General features: G+C 70.3%; 19 protein-coding genes. 16 read left to right on the top strand and 3 right to left on the bottom strand.

Translation table 11 applies throughout. The annotated features are described in order from the left end of the window. Positions 1-48: 48 nt before the first annotated feature. Entirely contained in the window at positions 49-1,281 is a 1,233-nt protein-coding gene (locus tag OG302_RS34065; protein WP_371530273.1) for a DUF349 domain-containing protein, read from the bottom strand. A gap of 134 nt (positions 1,282-1,415) precedes the next feature. After that, positions 1,416-2,237 carry a peptidylprolyl isomerase gene (locus OG302_RS34070; RefSeq protein WP_371530274.1) on the bottom strand — a complete coding sequence of 274 codons (822 nt, stop codon included), beginning with the start codon at positions 2,235-2,237 and terminating at the stop codon, positions 1,416-1,418. A 146-nt stretch (positions 2,238-2,383) separates the two neighbouring features. On the opposite strand from OG302_RS34070, the gene OG302_RS34075 reads away from it, so the two are divergent. From OG302_RS34075 to rpsD, 6 genes are all read left to right on the top strand, one after another. Continuing rightward, positions 2,384-3,088, top strand: a complete 705-nt coding sequence (locus tag OG302_RS34075; RefSeq protein WP_361834500.1) for an MBL fold metallo-hydrolase — start codon at positions 2,384-2,386, stop codon at positions 3,086-3,088. Positions 3,089-3,101: 13 nt separating this feature from the next. Then, positions 3,102-4,364: a histidine--tRNA ligase gene (gene hisS, locus OG302_RS34080; protein WP_371530275.1), complete on the top strand. Its 1,263-nt coding sequence runs from the start codon at positions 3,102-3,104 to the stop codon at positions 4,362-4,364. A gap of 181 nt (positions 4,365-4,545) precedes the next feature. Continuing rightward, positions 4,546-5,196: a vitamin K epoxide reductase family protein gene (locus OG302_RS34085; RefSeq protein ID WP_371530276.1), complete on the top strand. Its 651-nt coding sequence runs from the start codon at positions 4,546-4,548 to the stop codon at positions 5,194-5,196. Between the two features lie 48 nt (positions 5,197-5,244). Further along, entirely contained in the window at positions 5,245-6,594 is a 1,350-nt protein-coding gene (locus OG302_RS34090; RefSeq protein WP_371530277.1) for a replication-associated recombination protein A, read from the top strand. Between the two features lie 50 nt (positions 6,595-6,644). Continuing rightward, positions 6,645-7,412 carry an HNH endonuclease family protein gene (locus OG302_RS34095; protein WP_371530278.1) on the top strand — a complete coding sequence of 256 codons (768 nt, stop codon included), beginning with the start codon at positions 6,645-6,647 and terminating at the stop codon, positions 7,410-7,412. 344 nt (positions 7,413-7,756) lie between these two features. Further along, positions 7,757-8,371 (top strand): 30S ribosomal protein S4, encoded by a 615-nt coding sequence (gene rpsD / locus OG302_RS34100; RefSeq protein WP_361834513.1) that lies wholly within the window; start codon positions 7,757-7,759, stop codon positions 8,369-8,371. Here rpsD and OG302_RS34105 read toward each other — a convergent pair. Then, positions 8,359-10,539 (bottom strand): regulator, encoded by a 2,181-nt coding sequence (locus tag OG302_RS34105; protein WP_371530279.1) that lies wholly within the window; start codon positions 10,537-10,539, stop codon positions 8,359-8,361. The two genes, rpsD and OG302_RS34105, sit on opposite strands and share 13 nt — an antisense overlap. Before the next feature lie 160 nt (positions 10,540-10,699). On the opposite strand from OG302_RS34105, the gene OG302_RS34110 reads away from it, so the two are divergent. The 10 genes from OG302_RS34110 (at position 10,700) to OG302_RS34155 (ending at position 21,422) form a co-directional block, all read left to right on the top strand. Then, complete coding sequence (locus OG302_RS34110) at positions 10,700-11,149, top strand: DUF948 domain-containing protein (RefSeq protein WP_351168634.1); 450 nt, start codon at positions 10,700-10,702, stop codon at positions 11,147-11,149. Positions 11,150-11,156: 7 nt separating this feature from the next. Continuing rightward, entirely contained in the window at positions 11,157-11,522 is a 366-nt protein-coding gene (locus tag OG302_RS34115) for a DUF6167 family protein (RefSeq protein ID WP_371530280.1), read from the top strand. After that, a complete protein-coding gene (alaS, locus tag OG302_RS34120) occupies positions 11,522-14,191 on the top strand; it encodes an alanine--tRNA ligase (RefSeq protein WP_371530281.1) in 2,670 nt (889 codons plus the stop codon). The genes OG302_RS34115 and alaS overlap by 1 nt, the downstream gene beginning before the upstream one ends. A gap of 20 nt (positions 14,192-14,211) precedes the next feature. Then, positions 14,212-14,676 carry a Holliday junction resolvase RuvX gene (gene ruvX / locus OG302_RS34125; protein WP_371750320.1) on the top strand — a complete coding sequence of 155 codons (465 nt, stop codon included), beginning with the start codon at positions 14,212-14,214 and terminating at the stop codon, positions 14,674-14,676. A 124-nt stretch (positions 14,677-14,800) separates the two neighbouring features. Next, a complete protein-coding gene (gene mltG / locus OG302_RS34130) occupies positions 14,801-16,537 on the top strand; it encodes an endolytic transglycosylase MltG (protein WP_371530282.1) in 1,737 nt (578 codons plus the stop codon). Further along, a complete protein-coding gene (locus tag OG302_RS34135) occupies positions 16,527-17,360 on the top strand; it encodes a shikimate dehydrogenase (RefSeq protein ID WP_371530283.1) in 834 nt (277 codons plus the stop codon). The genes mltG and OG302_RS34135 overlap by 11 nt, the downstream gene beginning before the upstream one ends. A gap of 156 nt (positions 17,361-17,516) precedes the next feature. Further along, positions 17,517-18,701: a chorismate synthase gene (aroC, locus tag OG302_RS34140; protein WP_371530284.1), complete on the top strand. Its 1,185-nt coding sequence runs from the start codon at positions 17,517-17,519 to the stop codon at positions 18,699-18,701. Then, positions 18,698-19,213 (top strand): shikimate kinase, encoded by a 516-nt coding sequence (locus tag OG302_RS34145; protein WP_371530285.1) that lies wholly within the window; start codon positions 18,698-18,700, stop codon positions 19,211-19,213. The genes aroC and OG302_RS34145 overlap by 4 nt, the downstream gene beginning before the upstream one ends. A 5-nt stretch (positions 19,214-19,218) precedes the next feature. Further along, complete coding sequence (gene aroB, locus OG302_RS34150; RefSeq protein WP_371530286.1) at positions 19,219-20,322, top strand: 3-dehydroquinate synthase; 1,104 nt, start codon at positions 19,219-19,221, stop codon at positions 20,320-20,322. 161 nt (positions 20,323-20,483) lie between these two features. Beyond that, on the top strand, positions 20,484-21,422 hold the full coding sequence (locus tag OG302_RS34155) for a Pro-rich N-terminal domain-containing protein (RefSeq protein ID WP_371530287.1): 939 nt from the start codon (positions 20,484-20,486) through the stop codon (positions 21,420-21,422). Positions 21,423-21,432 lie beyond the last annotated feature (10 nt).

Here is a 21,432-nt window from a genome sequence, read left to right on the forward strand (position 1 = left end):
CCGTACATCACGTACGGGAGCCCCTCTACGTAGCAAGCAGAAAACTGCTCAGCCGCCGAACTCGTGCAGGCCCTTCAACGCCTGGTCGAGCAGCGCCTGGCGGCCGTCGAGCTCCTTCTGGAGCTTGTCCGCCTTGGCGTTGTTGCCCGCCGTACGCGCCTTCTCGATCTGGTCGACCAGCTTGTCGACGGCGGCCTGCAGCTGACCGGTCAGACCCTCGGCACGCGCCCGCGCCTCAGGGTTCGTCCGGCGCCACTCGGCCTCCTCGGTCTCCTGCAGGGCACGCTCCACCGCGTGCATCCGGCCCTCGACCTTCGGCCGCGCGTCACGCGGGACGTGGCCGATGGCCTCCCAGCGCTCGTTGAGCGCGCGGAAGGCGGCACGCGCCGTCTTGAGGTCCTTCACCGGGACGAGCTTCTCGGCCTCCTCGGCCAGCTCCTCCTTCAGCTTCAGGTTCTCCGTCTGCTCGGCGTCGCGCTCCGCGAAGACGGAGCTGCGCGCCGCGAAGAACACGTCCTGCGCGCCTCGGAAGCGGTTCCACAGGTCGTCCTCGTGCTCGCGCTGGGCGCGGCCCGCGGCCTTCCACTCGGTCATCAGGTCGCGGTAGCGCGCGGCCGTCGGACCCCAGTCGGTCGAGTTCGAGAGGGCCTCGGCCTCGCCGACCAGCTTCTCCTTGGTCTTGCGGGCCTCCTCGCGCTGGGCGTCCAGCGAGGCGAAGTGGGCCTTGCGCCGCTTGGAGAACGCCGAGCGGGCATGCGAGAAGCGGTGCCACAGCTCGTCGTCCGACTTGCGGTCGAGGCGCGGCAGACCCTTCCAGGTGTCCACCAGCGCGCGCAGCCGCTCGCCCGCCGCCCGCCACTGCTCGCTCTGGGCGAGTTCCTCGGCCTCGACGACCAGCGCCTCCTTGGAGTGCCTCGCCTCGTCCGACTGCTTGGCCTTCTGGACCTTGCGCTCTTCACGACGCTCGTCGACCGTCTCGACGAGCTTGTCCAGGCGCTTGCTGAGGGCGTCCAGATCGCCGACCGCGTGCGCCTCGTCCACCTGCTGGCGCAGGTGGTCGATGGCGGTCGTGGCGTCCTTGGCCGACAGGTCGGTCGTCTTCACCCGGCGCTCGAGAAGTCCGATCTCGACGACCAGACCGTCGTACTTGCGCTCGAAGTAAGCGAGGGCCTCGTCAGGTGACCCCGCTTTCCACGAACCGACCTCACGCTCGCTGCCGTCGGCCTTGCGCACGTACACGGTCCCCGTCTCATCGACGCGGCCCCACGGGTCGCTGCTCACAGCGCCTCCTCCACATGATGCCTGCGCAGGGCCTCGGGGCCCCCGGCATCGTCCACAGTTTCGTCACCGCCAACATAGGCGACCGGCGGGGCGGCTGTCCGCATCCCGCGCGTCCGAAGTTTGCCCGCGGGCGGTCAGGATTTCGACACGGTCGCCTTGTTGATGACGACCGTCGCGTTCGGTGCGCCGTCGCCCTGCCCGGTGCTCTCGCCGGCGTCGGCAATCTTCTTGAGCACCTTCATCCCGGAATCGGAAATGGTCCCGAACGGTGTGTAGTCGGGCGGGAGCTGACTGTCCTGGTAGACCAGGAAGAACTGGCTGCCGCCGGTGTTCCTGCCCTTCTTCTCCTGGGCGTTGTACTGGTTGGCCATCGCGACCGTGCCCGCCGGATACACGTTCCCCTTCAGGCTCTTGTCCTTGAGGTTCTCGTCCGGGATCGAGTAGCCGGGGCCGCCCTCGCCGGTGCCCTTCGGGTCACCGCACTGCAGGACGAAGATGCCGCCCGCGGTGAGCCGGTGGCACTTCGTGTGATCCAGATAGCCCTTGTTCACCAGGAAGTTGAAGGAGTTGACCGTGTGCGGGGCCTTGGCGGCCGACAGCTTCAGGTCGATGTCGCCGCAGGTCGTGCCGAGCTTCATCGCGTAGTCGGCCGACTTGTCGATCGTCAGCTTCGGTTCCTTCTTGAAGCTGAGCGGCTTCACCTTGCCGCCCGCGGGCTGCTCGCAGGGGTCCGGCTTCTTGGTCGGGTTCGCGTTGACCTCGTCCTTGGGCTTGCCGTCGTCGTCGAAGGCTCCCGCCGCGTACGACACCGCGCCACCGGCCACGACCACCGCGAGGGCCGAGGCGATCACCGCGTTGCGCATCCGCGCCCTGCGTCGCGCGGCCTCCCGGCGCTGCTGCTGCCGCAAGAACTTCTCCCGGGCGAGCTGACGCCGCCGCTGATCGTTGCTGACCACCGGGTTCTCTCTCCTCTGCGTGGATGACCGCTTCTGTTAGCCCCGTACCGTATATGGGTTAGCTGTGGAATCGGGAGCGCCGGTAGGCTCTGATCTGCCGCGATCCTGCGCGGTCACCTCCGCCGGACGACGAACGAAGGACGATCGTGCTCATTGCCGGGTTTCCCGCCGGGGCCTGGGGCACCAACTGCTACTTGGTCGCCCCCGCCGCAGGCGAGGAGTGCGTGATCATCGACCCGGGCCACCAGGCCACCGAGGGAGTCGAGGACGCGCTCAAGAAGCATCGGCTCAAGCCCGTCGCTGTCGTGCTCACCCATGGCCACATCGACCATGTCGCCTCGGTCGTCCCCGTCTGCGGCGCGCACGACGTGCCCGCGTGGATCCACCCCGACGACCGGTACATGATGAGCGACCCGGAGAAGGCCATAGGCCGCTCCTTCGGCGCGCAGCTGCTCGGCGAACTGACCGTGGGGGAGCCCTCCGACGTCAAGGAGCTGGCCGACGGCGCGCGGCTGAAGCTCGCCGGTCTGGACTTCTCCGTCGCGCACGCGCCGGGGCATACGAAGGGGTCGGTGACGTTCCAGTTGCCCGAGTCCGCCGAGGTTCCCTCGGTGTTCTTCTCGGGCGACCTGCTCTTCGCCGGCTCCATCGGCCGCACCGACCTGCCCGGCGGTTCGCACGACGAGATGCTCGAGTCCCTGGCGCGCGTGTGCCTGCCGCTCGACGACTCGACCGTGGTCCTGCCCGGTCACAACGAGCACACGACCATCGGCCGTGAGCGCGCCACCAACCCGTATCTGCGCCAGGTGGCCGCCGGCCTGGGAGCCGACGCTCCCCGACGAGGAATGTGACGAGAGAAAACCCGTGAGCACCTTCAAGGCCCCCAAGGGCACGTACGACCTGCTCCCGCCCGACTCCGCGAAGTACCTGGCCGTGCGCGAGGCGATCGCCGCACCGCTGCGGAACTCCGGGTACGGATACGTCGAGACGCCCGGCTTCGAGAACGTCGAGCTGTTCTCGCGCGGCGTCGGCGAGTCCACCGACATCGTCTCCAAGGAGATGTACGCCTTCGAGACCAAGGGCGGCGACCAGCTCGCCCTGCGCCCCGAAGGCACCGCGTCCGTGCTGCGCGCTGCCCTGGAGGGCAACCTGCACAAGGCGGGCAACCTCCCGGTCAAGCTCTGGTACTCCGGCTCGTACTACCGCTACGAGCGCCCGCAGAAGGGCCGCTACAGGCACTTCTCGCAGGTCGGCGCCGAGGCGATCGGTGCGGAGGACCCGGCCCTGGACGCCGAGTTGATCATCCTCGCCGACCAGGCGTACCGCGCCCTGGGGCTGCGCCAGTTCCGCATCCTGCTGAACTCGCTCGGCGACAAGGAGTGCCGCCCCGTCTACCGTGCCGCGCTGCAGGACTTCCTGCGCGCGCTCGACCTGGACGAGGAGACACGCCGGCGTATCGACATCAACCCGCTGCGGGTCCTGGACGACAAGCGCGACGACGTCCAGAAGCAGTTGGTCGGCGCCCCGATGCTGCGCGACTACCTGTGCGACGCGTGCAAGGCGTACCACGAGCAGGTGCGCGAGCTCCTGACGGCGGAGGGCGTCGCCTACGAGGACGACCCGAAGCTGGTCCGCGGCCTGGACTACTACACCCGCACGACCTTCGAGTTCGTCCACGACGGCCTCGGCTCGCAGTCCGCGGTGGGCGGCGGCGGCCGCTACGACGGCCTCTCCGAGATGATCGGCGGCCCCTCGCTGCCGTCGGTCGGCTGGGCACTCGGCGTGGACCGCACCGTCCTCGCCCTGGAAGCGGAGGGCGTCGAGCTCGAACTCCCCTCGGCGACCAGCGTGTTCGCGGTGCCGCTCGGCGACGAGGCACGGCGGGTCCTGTTCTCCAAGGTGACGGAGCTGCGCAGGGCAGGCGTCGCGGCGGACTTCTCGTACGGCGGCAAGGGCCTCAAGGGCGCCATGAAGAACGCCAACCGCTCCGGCGCACGCTTCACGATCGTCGCGGGCGAGCGTGACCTCGCCGAGGGCGTCGTGCAGCTCAAGGACATGGAGTCCGGCGAGCAGGACGCCGTGGCGGTGGACGAACTCGTGTCCGTCCTGAAGGGCAAGCTGGCCTAGCCGAAGCCTGGTGCGGGGCCCGGGTGCGACACCGCACCCGGGCCCTGCCCGTTCAGGGTCCCGGGGTGAGTGCCAAGCGCGTTCGGTTCGTACCTCCTTATGTCCATCGAACGGTGGACACCCGCGCGCGTGCGGCACAATGTCCGTGCCTGCAGGCCACCACAAGCGACGGAACGGCGTGATGAGCAAGACGACCCCGGCAAGCGACAGCCTCCCCGAGCACGACCGCGGGGGAACGGACGCGGACGCTCCACGCAGTGTCGGCGGGAGCCGTGCGTTCGCGCTGCTTCTGGTGATCACGGGGGCCGCGGGGCTGCTCGCGGCGTGGGTCATCACGCTGGACAAGTTCAAGCTCCTGGAGGACCCGGACTTCACGCCCGGCTGCAGCCTCAATCCGGTGGTCTCCTGCGGCAACATCATGAAGAGCGAGCAGGCCTCGGCCTTCGGGTTCCCCAACCCGATGCTGGGTATCGCCACGTACGCGGTGGTGATCTGCGTGGGGATGAGCCTGCTGGGCCGTGCGCGTTTCCCGCGCTGGTACTACCTGACGCTGAACGCGGGCACGCTCTTCGGGGTCGGCTTCTGCACCTGGCTGCAGTACCAGTCGCTGTACGAGATCAACTCGCTGTGCCTGTGGTGCTGCCTCGCCTGGGTCGCCACGATCATCATGTTCTGGTACGTCACGTCGTTCAACGTCCGCAACGGCTTCCTGCCCGCGCCCTCCTGGCTGCGCACGTTCTTCAGCGAGTTCACCTGGGTGCTTCCGGTGCTGCACATCGGCATCATCGGGATGCTGATCCTCACGCGCTGGTGGGAGTTCTGGACCAGCTGACGGGCAGCGCCGACGGCGTTGTCAGTGGGCTGACGTAGGGTTCGATCCGTGGAGCCCGACCTGTTCACCGCAGCTGCCGAGGACCGCCAGGAGAAGGACCCTTCGACAAGTCCCCTGGCCGTCCGGATGCGCCCGCGCACCCTCGAAGAAGTCGTCGGCCAGCAGCATCTGCTGAAGCAGGGCTCGCCCTTGCGCAGGCTCGTCGGCGAAGGCGGCGGAGGGCCCGCGGGGCCCTCTTCGGTGTTCCTGTGGGGACCGCCCGGCATCGGCAAGACGACCCTTGCCTACGTGGTCTCGAAGGCCACGAACAAGCGCTTCGTGGAGCTCTCCGCGATCACCGCGGGCGTGAAGGAAGTCCGCGCGGTCATCGAAGGGGCCCGCAGGGCCATGGGCGGCCACGGCAAGGAGACCGTCCTCTTCCTCGACGAGATCCACCGCTTCAGCAAGGCCCAGCAGGACTCCCTGCTGCCCGCCGTCGAGAACCGCTGGGTGACGCTGATCGCGGCGACGACCGAGAACCCGTACTTCTCGATCATCTCCCCGCTCCTCTCCCGCTCCCTCCTCCTCACCCTCGAACCCCTCACGGACGACGACCTGCGCGGCCTGCTGCGCCGGGCGCTCACCGAGGAACGGGGTCTGGGTGGCGCGGTGGAACTGCCCGCGGACACCGAGGAGCACCTCCTGCGGATCTCCGGCGGCGACGCCCGGCGCGCGCTCACCGCCCTGGAGGCCGGCGCCGGCTCGGCCCTCGCCAAGGGGGAGAAGGAGATCACCCTCCAGTCCCTGGAGGAGTCGGTCGACCGCGCGGCCGTGAAGTACGACCGCGACGGCGACCAGCACTACGACGTCGCGAGCGCCCTGATCAAGTCCATCCGCGGTTCGGACGTCGACGCGGCCCTGCACTACCTGGCCCGGATGATCGAGGCGGGCGAGGACCCCCGCTTCATCGCCCGGCGCCTGATGATCTCCGCGAGCGAGGACATCGGCCTCGCCGACCCCACGGCGCTGCCCACGGCGGTCGCCGCCGCCCAGGCCGTCGCCATGATCGGCTTCCCGGAGGCCGCGCTCACCCTCAGCCACGCGACGATCGCCCTCGCCCTGGCCCCGAAGTCGAACGCCGCGACGATCGCCATCCAGTCCGCCCAGGCCGACGTCCGCGCGGGCCTCGCGGGCCCCGTCCCGCCCCACCTCCGCGACGGGCACTACAAGGGAGCGGCCAAGCTCGGCCACGCCCAGGGGTACGTGTATCCGCACGACGTGCCGGGCGCGATCGCCGCCCAGCAGTACGCACCGGACGCCGTGGCCGCCAAGCGTTACTACCAACCCACGCGTTACGGCGCGGAGGCGCGGTACGCGGACGTGGTCGAGCGGGTGCGGGAGCGCCTGAAGGGCGAATAGCCGCAGGGCTTGACGGGCGGGCGCCGCCCCTCCCGCCTAGGCTCGGCGCCATGAGCGCGGCAGCCGGAGCGGGCACGGGGACCACCCTGCTCGTCCTCGCCGTCCTCGCCGCGGGCTGCACCCCGCCCCAGCTGGAGCGCGCCGGGTCCCGCCACGAGACCGGCACGCCGACGGCCAAGGCGACGCCCACCGCCGAGCTCACACCCGCGGCCCCCCTCGCGAGCCCCGGCTTCCCGCCCACCGCCGCACAGGCCCGCGACCAGCTCACCCGCCTCACCGTCGCGTGGGGCAAGAACTGGCAGACGTACAAGCGGTCCGCATTCGGCGTCGGCTGGTCGGACGACACCGACGCCCCCGGCGGCCGCAACGGCTGTGACACCCGCGACGACGTCCTGCGGCGCGACCTCAAGGACCTGCGCGAGGGCGACCGCAACCCCTGTGTCGTGCTCTCCGGCGTCCTGCACGACCCGTACACCGGCAAGGAACTGCCCTACTCCTACCGCCGCGCCTCGCAGATCCAGACCGACCACGTCGTCGCGCTCGGCGCTGCCTGGCGGGCCGGCGCCTGGGCGTGGACCGCCGAGCGGCGACTCACGTACGCCAACGACCTGGATGTCCTGCTCGCCGCCGACAAGGACACCAACTACGAGAAGAGCAGTCAGACCCCCGACAAGTGGAAGCCCCCGCGCAAGGAATACTGGTGCGAGTACGGGCGCCGCTGGACCGGGATCAAAACCAAGTACGGCCTCACCGTCACGGCCCCCGAGAAACTGGCCCTCCAGGACCTCCTCGCGGCCTGCGCGGGTGGCCGCGGCTGAGGCACCCCCTGTCACCCGGTACACTTGCCCGAAGTGCTGCGTCCCGTGTCCGGTCTCGTACCGGCACCACCAGAACGGGACATCCAGCCGGAGCCCCGGACCTCACCGTCCAGGGATCTCCAGGAGCGTCGCGCACCGTCGAAGGTGTCGCGGGCAGCCCACCACCATCTCGTACTCCGGGAAGCGGTCGGTGGGCCACTCGCGTGCTGCACATAGTGCCCAGACCAGGGAGCGGCTGCCCGCCGGATCCAGCACCACCGGATCCGATGGGTTTCCCAGGCTGCGGATGCGACCTCCCCTAACCCTGGTGAAGCCGATTTCACACTGAACAGAGAGGTTGGTTCATGACGAACCAGTCCCGCCCCAAGGTCAAGAAGTCGCGTGCCCTCGGCATCGCGCTGACCCCGAAGGCCGTCAAGTACTTCGAGGCCCGCCCCTACCCGCCGGGCGAGCACGGCCGTGGGCGCAAGCAGAACTCGGACTACAAGGTCCGTCTGCTCGAGAAGCAGCGTCTGCGCGCGCAGTACGACATCAGCGAGAAGCAGATGGCCCGTGCCTACGACCGCGCCAAGAAGGCCGAAGGCAAGACCGGCGAGGCCCTGGTCATCGAGCTCGAGCGCCGTCTCGACGCCCTGATCCTGCGTTCGGGCATCGCCCGCACGATCTACCAGGCCCGTCAGATGGTCAGCCACGGCCACATCGAGGTCAACGGCGGCAAGGTCGACAAGCCGTCGTTCCGCGTCCGTCCCGACGACGTCGTGATGGTCCGCGAGCGCAGCCGTGAGAAGCCGCTGTTCGTGGTCTCGCGTGAGGGTGGCTTCGCCCCCGACGGCGAGATCCCGCGTTACCTCCAGGTGAACCTGAAGGCCCTGGCCTTCCGTCTGGACCGTGACCCGAACCGCAAGGAGATCCCCGTGATCTGCGACGAGCAGCTCGTCGTCGAGTACTACGCCCGCTGACCCGGACGCAGTTCTCCCTGCTTCAGCCCGTCGCCCGCCCTCCCTTCGTGGTGGGGCAGGCGGCGGGTTTTCGCATTGCCCCTGGGGCCCGTGCCCAGGGCCCGGGTCACCGCCGCGTCCGGGGTGAGACGTGTGCCGACGGCCGCGCACTCCTCGTACCGCGCGTCGCCCAGCTGCTCGCGGGCCTGCGACTCGCACAGCGCGTGCGGCCCGCCGAAGTTCCCCGAGCCGAACAGCGGAAGCCCCACCGAGGGCCAGATGCGGGACGCGGCGCCCTGCAGGACCGCGGCCTCGGCCGGATCGCCCTCCACCACGGTGAACAGGGCGAGCAGCTCGATCGCGAGCACCGTGCCGAGCAGATCGTTGAAGGCGTGGTCCAGTGCCAGGCACCGCATGACCAGATCACGGGCCGTCGCGGCCTCGCCGCGCGTCCAGGCCGCGAAGCCGAGCACATAGAGGGCGTACGCGAGAGTCCAGCGCTCGCCGTGGTCCTCGCAGACCCGGCGTACGTCCTCGCAGAGCTCCACCGCGTCGGCGAGCTCCCCGCGGAAGGCGAGCGCCATGGCCAGCTCTACCTGGCCCATCAGGACGTTGCTGTTGAGCTCGCCGATCTCGCGGTACTGATCGAGGGCCGAGCGCAGCAAGGTTTCCGCGCGCTCCATGTCGTCGGCGAGGAGCGCGAGGCAGCCGATGCGGTGCACCGCGTACGCGGTGGCGATGGCGCTGCCCGTGCGCTCCGCCTCGTCCTTGCACTCCTGCAGCGCCGCGAGCGCGGCGACTGTGTCGCCCTGCAGGACCGCGACATAGCCGAGCACCCACAGCGCCTTGAGGCGGGAGTCGTCGTGGCCGCCGTCCAGTTCGAGGGCGCGGTCGAGCCAGTGGCGCCCCTCCGCGAGCCGCCCGCAGCCCACCCAGTAGAACCACAGGCTGCCCGCCAGATACTGGCCCAGATGCGTCTCGTCCGGTTCGGTCAGGCAGTACTCGAGGGCGCCCCGCAGATTGGGCAGTTCGCAGTCGACGAGCTCGGCGACCCGCGCCTGGCGCGGTGAGAACCAGTCCAGCTCGCACCAGGTGGCGAGGCCCATGTACCAGTCGCGGTGCCGCCGCCGCATCCGCGCCGCGTCGCCGGCCGCCTCCAGCCAGTCGGCACCGTATGCCCTGACCGTGTCCAGCATGCGATAGCGGACCCCCGCCGGCCCCTCCTCGCGGGTCACGACGGACTGCGCGATCAGCTCGCCCAGTACGTCGAGGATGTCGTCGGCGTGCAGTCCGTCCCCGCTGCAGATGTACTCGGCGGCCTCCAGGTCGAAGGGACCGCAGAACACGGAGAGCCGCGCCCACAGCAGACGCTCGCCCGCCGTGCACAGCTCATGGCTCCAGCCGATGGCCGTACGCAGGGTCTGATGCCGCGGCGGCACATCGCGCCGTGTACCGGTGAGCAGCGCGAAGCGGTCGTCCAGCCGGGAGAGCAACTGCGCGGGGGAGAGCGCCCGCAGCCGCCCCGCCGCCAGTTCGACTGCCAGCGGGATCCCGTCCAGGCGGCGGCAGAGCTCCGCCACATCCGCTTCGTTCGCCTCGTCCAGGGCGAACCCCGGGACCCCCGCAGCCGCTCGGTCGGCGAACAGCGTGGCCGCGTCCTCGGCGGGCAGCGGCGCGAGCGGGAAGATCCGCTCGCCACAGGTGTCAAGCGGCCGACGCCCCACCGCGAGCACACGGAGCCCGGGGGAGTGGCGCAGCAGATCCCCCACCAGCGAGGCACACGCCTCCACCAGGTGCTCGAACCCGTCGACGACGAGGAGGACTTCCCGCCGCGCGAGATGGTCAAGCAGCACCGCGCGCGTCGGGCGGCGGGTGTGATCCGTCAGACGCAGCGCGTCGGCGACCGCGTGCTCCACCAGATCCGGGTCCCGGACCCCGGCCAGCTCCACGAGCCAGGCGCCGTCCCGCGGCGCGGTGCCTGCGGCGGCCCGGACGGCGAGGCGCGACTTCCCGACGCCGCCCACGCCGGTCACCGTGACCAGGCGTGCGGCCTCCGACGCGGCGGCGAGAGCGGCGAGTTCGGCGGTGCGTCCGACGAAGGCATTGAGCTCCAGCGGGAGGTTGCCGGGCCTCGGTGGCGGTGCGGAGGAGCCGTGCCGGTGGTCGCCCGGGCGCTGATCGCGTCGCATGGGATACGGAGCGTACTCATCCGTAAGCAGTCCGTACAATCACTTCAGGCAACTCCCCTGCCCGTACACGGTAATGCGGTGCGGAGCCTCGGCCCCGGCGCGATAGGGTCGGGGGACGACTTTTCGATGTTCAGGACCGATGTTCAGGGAGCGGTGCGCAGTGTCGGGTGGAGAGGTGGCCGGGATCCTGGTGGCCGTCTTCTGGGCGATCCTCGTCTCCTTCCTGGCCGTGGTGCTGGTGAGGCTGGCGCAGACGCTCAGGGCGACCACCAAGCTCGTCGCGGAAGTGACCGAGCAGGCCGTCCCGCTCCTCGCGGACGCCTCCACCGCGGTGCGTTCCGCGCAGACCCAGATCGAACGGGTCGACGCCATCGCCTCGGACGTCCAGGAGGTCACGTCGAACGCGTCGGCGCTCTCCACGACGGTGGCCTCCACCTTCGGCGGGCCCCTCGTCAAGGTCGCGGCGTTCGGCTACGGGGTGCGCAGGGCCCTGGGCCGCAAGGCAGGACCCGAATCAACCAATGTGCCCCCGGCGCCCGCCCGACGTACCGTGATCGTGGGGCGCACCGTCCCCTCCGCGCGGCGGCGGGGCAAGCGGAAGAAGGACTGACGCAGCGATGTTCCGCCGTACGTTCTGGTTCACCGCGGGCGCCGCTGCCGGTGTGTGGGCCACCACCAAGGTCAACCGCAAGATCAAGCAACTGACCCCCGAAAGCCTCGCGGCGCAGGCCGCGAACAAGGCGGTCGAGGCGGGTCACAAGCTCAAGGACTTCGCTCTCGACGTCCGCGACGGCATGGCCCAGCGCGAGGCCGAACTGGGGGAAGCCCTGGGCCTCGACGCCCCGGTCGACCCCGAACTGCCGGGCCAGCGCCGGGTGGTCGTGGCCATCGAGAACGCCAGGACCAGCAAGACCGACAAGAACAAGCAGGGCAAGTACCTCTCGAAGTCGAAGTACTCGTACAACCGGAATGAGGACCACTGATGGAGTCGGCCGAGATTCGCCGCCGCTGGCTGAGCTTCTTCGAGGAGCGCGGGCACACCGTCGTCCCTTCGGCGTCGCTCATCGCGGACGACCCGACTCTGCTCCTCGTCCCCGCGGGCATGGTGCCCTTCAAGCCCTACTTCCTCGGTGAGGTCAAGCCGCAGTTCTCGCGCGCCACGAGCGTGCAGAAGTGCGTGCGCACGCCGGACATCGAAGAGGTCGGCAAGACCACACGGCACGGCACGTTCTTCCAGATGTGCGGCAACTTCTCCTTCGGTGACTACTTCAAGGAAGGCGCCATCAAGTTCGCCTGGGAGCTGCTCACCAGCTCCGTGGCGGACGGTGGCTACGGCCTCGACCCCGAGCGCCTCTGGGTGACGGTCTACCTCGACGACGACGAGGCCGAGACCATCTGGCGCGAGAAGGTGGGCGTCCCCGCCGAGCGCATCCAGCGCCTGGGCAAGAAGGACAACTACTGGTCCATGGGCGTCCCCGGACCCTGCGGCCCCTGCTCCGAGATCAACTACGACCGCGGCCCCGAGTTCGGCGTCGAGGGCGGCCCGGCCGTCAACGACGAGCGGTACGTGGAGATCTGGAACCTGGTCTTCATGCAGTACGAGCGCGGCGAGGGCACCTCGAAGGAGGACTTCGAGATCCTCGGCGAGCTGCCCAGCAAGAACATCGACACCGGCCTCGGCCTCGAGCGTCTCGCCATGATCCTGCAGGGCGTGCAGAACATGTACGAGACCGACACCCTGCGCGTCGTCATGGACAAGGCCACCGAGCTGACCGGCGTCCGCTACGGCGCCGAGCAGGGCTCGGACGTCTCCCTGCGCGTGGTCGCCGACCATATGCGTACGTCCGTGATGCTCATCGGCGACGGCGTCACGCCCGGCAACGAAGGCCGCGGCTACGTGCTGCGCCGCATCATGCGCCGCGCCATCCGCAACATGCGCCTGATGGGGGCCACGGGCCCGGTCGTGCACGAGCTCGTCGACACGGTCATCAAGTCGATGGGCGAGCAGTACCCCGAGCTGGAGACCGACCGCAAGCGCATCGAGACCGTCGCGCTCGCCGAAGAGGCCGCCTTCCTCAAGGCCCTCAAGGGCGGCACGAACATCCTCGACACCGCCGTCACCGAGACCAAGGCCGCCGGCGGCACGGTCCTCTCCGGCGACCGGGCGTTCCTGCTCCACGACACCTGGGGCTTCCCGATCGACCTCACCCTGGAGATGGCCGCCGAACAGGGCCTCTCCGTGGACGAGGACGGCTTCCGGCGCCTGATGAAGGAGCAGCGGGAGCGCGCCAAGGCCGACGCCCAGGCCAAGAAGACCGGCCACGCCGACCTGCACGCCTACCGCGAGATCGCCGACGCCTCCGGCGCCACGGACTTCACCGGCTACACCCTCACCGAGAACGAGGCCGTGATCGTCGGCCTCCTGGTCAACGGCGTCTCGTCCCCCGCCGCCCGCGAGGGCGACGAGGTCGAGGTCGTCCTGGACCGCACCCCCTTCTATGCCGAGGGCGGCGGCCAGATCGCCGACTCCGGCCGGATCCGCCTCGACAGCGGCGCCGTCGTCGACATCCGTGACGTGCAGAAGCCGGTCCCCGGCGTGCACGTCCACAAGGGCGTCGTCCAGGTCGGCGAGATCACCGTCGGCGACCAGGTCTGGGCCTCGATCGACGTGCACCGCCGCCGTGCCATCGCCCGCGCCCACTCCGCCACGCACCTCACGCACCAGGCGCTGCGCGACGCGCTCGGCCCGACGGCCGCCCAGGCCGGTTCCGAGAACCAGCCGGGCCGCTTCCGCTTCGACTTCGGCTCCCCGTCGGCCGTGCCCACGGCCGTCATGACGGACGTCGAGCAGAAGATCAACGAAGTCCTGGCCCACGAACTCGACGTGCAGGCCGAGGTCATGTCGATCGACGAGGCCAAGAAGCAGGGTGCCATCGCCGAGTTCGGCGAGAAGTACGGCGAGCGGGTCCGCGTCGTCACCATCGGCGACTTCTCCAAGGAGCTGTGCGGCGGCACGCACGTGCACAACACCGCCCAGCTGGGTCTGGTGAAGCTGCTCGGCGAGTCGTCCATCGGCTCCGGCGTGCGCCGTATCGAGGCCCTGGTCGGCGTCGACGCGTACAACTTCCTCGCCAAGGAGCACACGGTCGTCGCCCAGCTCCAGGAACTGGTCAAGGGCCGTTCCGAGGAGCTGCCCGAGAAGGTCTCCGCCATGCTCGGCAAGCTGAAGGACGCCGAGAAGGAGATCGAGAAGTTCCGCGCGGAGAAGGTCCTCCAGGCCGCCGCCGGTCTCGTCGACAACGCCAAGGACGTGCGCGGCGTCGCTCTCGTCACCGGCCAGGTGCCGGACGGCACGGGCGCCGACGACCTGCGCAAGCTGGTCCTCGACGTGCGCGGCCGCATCCAGGGGGACCGCCCGGCCGTGGTGGCGCTGTTCACGACGGCCAACGGCCGCCCGCTGACGGTCATCGCCACGAACGAAGCCGCCCGCGAGCGCGGCCTCAAGGCCGGCGACCTCGTCCGTACGGCCGCCAAGACCCTCGGCGGCGGTGGCGGCGGCAAGCCGGACGTCGCCCAGGGCGGCGGTCAGAACCCCGCCGCGATCGGCGACGCCATGTCAGCCGTCGAGCGCCTCGTGGCAGAGACGGCCTGATGGACGTCTCCGAGGGGGGCATGCGCCGGGGCCGACGCCTCGCGATCGACGTCGGTGACGCCCGGATCGGGGTCGCCTCGTGCGACCCCGACGGGATCCTCGCCACGCCGGTGGAGACGGTGCCGGGACGCGATGTCCCGGCTGCCCAGCGCCGGTTGAAGCAGCTCGTCGAGGAGTACGAACCGATCGAGATCGTCGTCGGTCTCCCTCGCTCCCTCAAGGGGGGCGAGGGCCCGGCGGCCGTCAAGGTCCGCGCCTTCACCCAGGACCTCGCGCGGCTGGTCGCGCCCATTCCGGTGAGACTTCTCGACGAGAGGATGACCACAGTGACGGCCAGTCAGGGGCTGCGCGCCTCGGGCGTGAAGTCCAAAAAGGGCAGGTCTGTCATCGATCAGGCGGCGGCCGTCATCATCCTTCAGCAGGCACTGGAGTCCGAACGGGCGTCAGGTAAAGCTCCGGGCGAGGGCGTCGAAGTGGTCATCTGATCGCGATACGGTAACGTTCCGCGCGATGCGGCGGTGTTCGAACAGCTGCCGCACAGCATCAAGAGGCGGAACGGTTGCCCTCCCACTCAGACGGCGGCCCCGCCTCGCGGCATGTAGGGGATCGATGACTGAGTATGGCCGGGGCCCAGGCTCCGAACCGTGGCATCCCGAGGACCCGTTGTACGGGGACGGCGGATGGGGAGGACAGCAGCCTTCGGGCGGCCAGTCCACTTACGGCGGCCAGGGGCAGTACCACCACCCTCAGCAGCATGCCCAGCAGCCGCAGCAACCCCAGCAGGCGCAGTACGACGACTGGAGCACGGGCCAGCAGCAGTACGGCGGGCCCGCAGGCCGGCAGCAGTACGACGGTGGACCCCAGCAGCAGTACGAGGGTGCCCCCCAGCAGCAGTACAACGGCGGACCCGACCAGGGGTACAACGGCGGCCCGGAGCAGCAGCAGTACAACGGCGGCTGGGACGCCGGGCAGCAGGGCCAGGTCCCCTACGGCGCCGATCCGTCGGACCCCTACGGCGGTCAGCAGGGCGGCTACGGCGCGGAGAGCCCGGACTTCTACGGCACCCCCGACGCGTACCCCCCGCCGGAGCCGCCGTCGCGGCGCCGTCCCGACCCCGAGCCCAAACAGGACTGGGATCCGGGACCGGACCAGGGCGAGCACGCCTTCTTCTCCGGCGCCGATGACGACGAGGACGACGACGATGACCCGGGGCGCCGTGGTGGCCGCGGTGACCGTCGGGGCGGCCGGGGCGGCAAGAAACCGAAGAAGCGCAGGAGTGGCTGCGCCTGCCTGGTCGTGACGCTGGTCTTCGCCGGTGGTCTCGGCGGAGTCGGCTATTTCGGCTATCAGTTCTACCAGGACCGATTCGGTACGTCGCCGGACTACGCGGGCGAGGGAACCGGCCTCGCGACCGTCGACATCCCGAAGGGATCCGGCGGCTATGTGATCGGCCAGAAACTGAAGGAAGCCGGAGTCGTCAAGAGTGTGGACGCCTTCGTCTCCGCGCAGGCACAGAATCCCAAGGGCGATTCCATTCAGGATGGCGTTTACGTCCTGAAGAAGCAAATGTCGGCCAAGAGTGCGGTCGAACTCATGCTCAGCCCCAAGAGCCGCAATAACCTCATCATTCCCGAGGGCCGCCGGAATTCTTGGGTGTATTCGCAGATCGACACCCGTCTTGAGCTCGACAAGGGGACGACGGCGGGCGTCGCAAAGAACGAATGGAAGAGTCTCGGACTTCCGGACTGGGCGAACAGCAACAAGGAAATCAAGGACCCGCTGGAAGGCTTCCTCTACCCCTCCAGCTACCCGGTCGCCAAGGGGCAGAAGCCCGAGGCTGTCCTGAAGAAGATGGTCGCCCACGCGACCCAGAAATACGACGAGCTGGGCCTCAAGTCGAAGGCCGACGAACTGCAGTTGAAGGACCCGCTGCAGGTTCTTACCGTGGCCAGCCTGGTCCAGGCTGAAGGCATGACGCACGACGACTTCAAGAAGATGGCATCGGTCGTCTACAACCGCCTCAAGACGTCCAACACCGTCACCAACCAGAAGCTCGAATTCGACTCGACGTACAACTACCTCAAGCGGCAGAGCGAGATCAATATCCCGATCTCGAAGATCCGGACTGACCCGGACCCGTACAACACCTATTACCACAGGGGCCTCCCGCCAGGGCCGATCGGAAACCCGGGCGACGAGGCGCTGGCGGCCACCTTGGCTCCGGATGGAGGTGGCTGGATGTTCTTCATCTCCGTCGACGGAAAGAAGACCCAGTTCACCAAGACGCTGACCGAGCACGAGAAGCTGGTCAAGGAATTCAATGATCGGCAAAAGAATGGCGACTGAGCGTGCCCGCCGAGCCGCAGTTCTCGGCTCACCGATCGCCCATTCCCTCTCCCCGGTGCTGCACCGCGCCGCATACGGGGAGCTGGGTCTGGCCGACTCGACGTATGACCTGTTCGACGTCGACGAGGCGGCCCTGCCCGGCTTCCTGAAGGGGCTCGGGCCCGAGTGGGCCGGGCTCTCGCTGACGATGCCGCTCAAGCGCGCGGTGATCCCGCTGCTCGACGAGATCAGCGAGACCGCCGCCTCCGTCGAGGCGGTCAACACCGTCGTAGTCACGGAGGACGGCCGCCGCGTCGGCGACAACACCGACATCCCCGGCATGGTCGCCGCCCTGCGGGAACGCGGCATCGAACAGGTCGAGTCCGCGGCGATCCTCGGCGCGGGCGCCACCGCGTCGTCCGCGCTCGCCGCGCTCGCGCGGATCTGCACGGGCGAGGTCGTCGCGTACGTACGCAGTCAGGCCCGCGCCGCCGAGATGCGGGAGTGGGGCGAGCGGCTCGACGTGCAGGTGCGGACGGCGGACTGGGCGGACGCCGGGCGCGCGCTGAGCGCGCCGCTGGTGATCGCCACGACTCCGGCGGGCGCGACCGACGCGCTGTCGGCCTCCGTGCCCGAGCGGCCCGCGACCCTTTTCGACGTCCTGTACGACCCGTGGCCCACCGCTCTGGCGGCTCGCTGGTCGATGTACGGCGGTGCCGTCGTCAGCGGCCTCGACCTGCTGGTGCACCAGGCGGTGCTGCAGGTCGAGCAGATGACCGGACGTGCGCCCGCGCCGCTGGCCGCCATGCGCAAGGCAGGAGAGCGCGCGCTGGCCGCGCGCTAGACGTACGCCGACCGTCCGCCCGCTGTCCGCCGGACGTCCGCTTTCTGGACCGGAGGACGGCTCCCGGCCCCCGACGTGGGAGGATCGGGGATGGCGGGCCAGGGCCGCGCACCCGGTCGCGCCACGCAGTTCCAGGCGCGAGCATGAGGAGCACCGTTGAGCAGGTTGCGTTGGCTGACCGCGGGAGAGTCCCACGGACCCGCACTTGTCGCGACGCTGGAGGGTCTTCCCGCCGGCGTGCCGATCACCACGGAGATGGTGGCGGACCACCTGGCCCGGCGGCGCCTCGGCTATGGGCGCGGTGCGCGCATGAAGTTCGAGCGCGACGAGGTCACCTTCCTGGGCGGTGTCCGGCACGGCCTGACCATGGGCTCGCCGGTCGCGATCATGGTGGGCAACACCGAGTGGCCCAAGTGGGAGCAGGTCATGGCGGCCGACCCGGTCGACCCGGAGATCCTCGCCGACCTGGCCCGTAACGCCCCGCTGACCCGGCCCCGGCCCGGCCACGCAGACCTCGCGGGCATGCAGAAGTACGGCTTCGACGAGGCCCGGCCGATCCTGGAGCGCGCCTCCGCCCGCGAGACCGCGGCCCGCGTCGCGCTCGGCGCGGTCGCCCGCTCGTACCTCAAGGAGACGGCCGGGATCGAGATCGTCAGCCATGTGACCGAGCTGGCGAGCGCCAAGGCGCCCTACGGCGTCTACCCGACCCCCGCCGACGTGGAGAAGCTCGACGCCGACCCGGTGCGCTGCCTCGACGCGGACGCGAGCAAGGCGATGGTCGCGGAGATCGACCAGGCCCACAAGGACGGCGACACCCTGGGCGGCGTCGTCGAGGTCCTCGCGTACAACGTGCCGGTCGGCCTCGGCTCGCACGTGCACTGGGACCGGCGGCTCGACGCGCGGCTCGCCGCCGCGCTCATGGGCATCCAGGCCATCAAGGGCGTCGAGGTCGGCGACGGCTTCGACCTCGCGCGCGTGCCGGGCTCCAAGGCGCACGACGAGATCGTCTCCACCGACGACGGCATCAGGCGCACCTCCGGCCGCTCCGGCGGCACCGAGGGCGGTCTGACCACCGGTGAACTGCTGCGCGTGCGCGCCGCGATGAAGCCCATCGCGACCGTGCCGCGCGCGCTCGCCACCATCGACGTCGCCACCGGCGAGGCCACCAAGGCGCACCACCAGCGTTCGGACGTGTGCGCGGTCCCGGCCGCGGGCATCGTCGCCGAGGCGATGGTCGCGCTGACCCTGGCCGACGCCGTCGCGGAGAAGTTCGGCGGCGACAGCGTCCCCGAGACCCGCCGGAACGTGCGGTCGTACCTCGACAACCTCCAGATCCGGTGACCGGCCCGCAGATCGTTCTGGTCGGACCGATGGGCGTGGGCAAGTCGACGGTGGGCGCGCTGCTCGCCGAGCGCCTAGGCACCGTCTACCGGGACACCGACGCCGACATCGTGGCCGCACAGGGCCGGGAGATCTCTGACATCTTCCTGGACGACGGCGAGTCGCACTTCCGCGACCTGGAGCGCGATGCCGTGCGCACGGCGCTCGCCGAGCACGGGGGCATCCTCGCGCTCGGCGGGGGCGCGATCCTCGACGAGTCGACCCGCGCGCTCCTCGCCCCGCACCCCGTCGTCTATCTCTCGATGGACGTCGAGGAGGCCGTCAAGCGCACCGGCCTGAACGTCGCGCGCCCGCTGCTCGCGGTCAACCCGCGCAAGCAGTGGCGCGAACTGATGGACGCCCGCCGCCAGTTCTACGCCGAAGTCGCCCGCGCCGTCGTCGCCACCGACGACCGCACCCCCGAAGAGGTAGCCCAAGCGGTCCTCGACGCACTGGAGTTGAAGGAAGCATGACGGAGATGGCTGAGACGGCTGGGCAGACGCCCACCCGTATCCAGGTCGGCGGCACCGCGGGCACCGAGCCGTACGAGGTACTCGTCGGGCGGCAGCTCCTCGGTGAACTGCCCGGCCTGATCGGCGAGCGGACCAAGCGCGTCGCGATCATCCACCCCGAGGCGCTCGCCGAGACGGGCGACGCGCTGCGCGAGGACCTGGCGGGCCAGGGTTTCGAGGTCGTCGCCATCCAGGTGCCGAACGCCGAGGAGGCCAAGACCGCCGAGGTCGCCGCGTACTGCTGGAAGGCCCTCGGCCAGTCCGGCTTCACCCGCAGCGACATCATCATCGGCGTCGGCGGCGGAGCCAGCACGGACCTCGCCGGGTTCGTGGCCGCGACCTGGCTGCGCGGGGTCCGCTGGATCGCCGTGCCGACCACCGTGCTCGGCATGGTGGACGCAGCGGTCGGCGGCAAGACCGGCATCAACACCGCCGAGGGCAAGAACCTCGTCGGCTCCTTCCACCCGCCGGTGGGCGTGCTGTGCGACCTGGCCGCGCTCGACTCGCTGCCGGTCAACGACTTCGTGTCGGGCCTCGCGGAGATCATCAAGGCCGGCTTCATCGCCGACCCGGTGATCCTCGAACTGATCGAGGAGGACCCCGAGGCGGCGCGCAGCCCGCAGGGACGGCACACCGCCGAGCTGATCGAGCGCTCCATCAAGGTCAAGGCCGAGGTCGTCTCCGGCGACCTCAAGGAGTCGGGCCTGCGCGAGATCCTCAACTACGGCCACACCCTGGCGCACGCCATCGAGAAGAACGAGCGCTACAAGTGGCGGCACGGCGCCGCCGTCTCCGTGGGCATGGCCTTCGCGGCCGAACTCGGCCGCCTCGCCGGACGTCTCGACGATGCGACCGCCGACCGGCACCGCACCGTCCTCGAGTCGGTCGGCCTGCCCCTGAGCTACCGCTACGACCAGTGGCCCAAGCTCCTGGAGACCATGAAGGTCGACAAGAAGTCCCGCGGTGACCTGCTGCGCTTCATCGTCCTGGACGGCCTCGGCAAGCCGACCGTCCTGGAGGGACCCGACCCCGCGGTGCTCCTCGCCGCGTACGGCGAAGTGTCCAACTAGCGCTCCAGCAGCACGGAATCGGCCCGCCGGAACAAGCCACGGGCACCATGCGGCCTCCCCGGCCGTTCACACAACGTCGGCCGGGGGCGGTACCGTTCGGTAACGGGTGGCCCCGGCCGCCGCCCGACCAGCGTCAGTCGCACGAGACGGAGTGGCACCGGATGCAGCACGCAGTGGGGTCTCCGCTGCCGCCGCCCCATCAGCCGGGGCACGGACCGGCCACCGGCTGGTCCCCGGCCGCACATCACCCGAGTGGTCCGCCGCCGGGTGCCGCGCCGGGCGGCCCACCGCCTCCCGCGCCGGGCTTCGCCGGCGCGCCGCACCCCCCTGGCACGGCCCCCCATCCGCAGGGACCGGCCCCCCATCCGCACGCCCCGGCACCGCAGCACGTGGCGCCGGGCGCCCCGCAGCACGGTCACGTCCCGGTGGGTGGTGTTCCGGTGCCCCCGACCCCGGACACGACGGGCCACATCCAGCTCCCGCCCGGCGGCCCCGTCGCCATGCCGAGCCCGCCGCCCGGCACGGCCCAGGCGGACACCGGCGCCACCACGCTCGCCGTCCTCCTGATCGGCCCCGCGGGCGCGGGCAAGACGAGCGTCGCGAAGTACTGGGCGGAGCACCGCAGGGTGCCGACCGCCCATATCAGCCTCGACGACGTACGCGAATGGGTGCGCTCGGGCTTCGCGGACCCCCAGTCCGGCTGGAACGACCACTCCGAGGCGCAGTACCGCCTGGCTCGCCGCACCTGTGGCTTCGCCGCACGGAACTTCCTGGCCAACGGCATCTCCTGCATCCTCGACGACGCCGTCTTCCCCGACCGCCCGGTCGTCGGCCTCGGCGGCTGGAAGCGCCACGTGGGCCCCGGCCTGCTTCCTGTGGTCCTGCTGCCCGGCCTGGAGATCGTCCTGGAGCGCAACGCCGAGCGCAGCGGCAACCGCCGCCTCACGGACGAGGAAGTGGCCCGCATCCACGGCCGCATGGCCGGGTGGTACGGCTCGGGTCTGCCCATCATCGACAACTCCCAGCTGGACGTGCCCGCCACGGCCCGGATCCTCGACGACGTCCTCGCCCGCTCCATCGCGAGCCCGCCGCAGTGGTAGCCGCGTCCGC

The sequence above is a fragment of the Streptomyces sp. NBC_01283 genome, from assembly GCF_041435335.1.
In the GTDB taxonomy this organism is placed as follows: Bacteria; Actinomycetota; Actinomycetes; order Streptomycetales; family Streptomycetaceae; genus Streptomyces.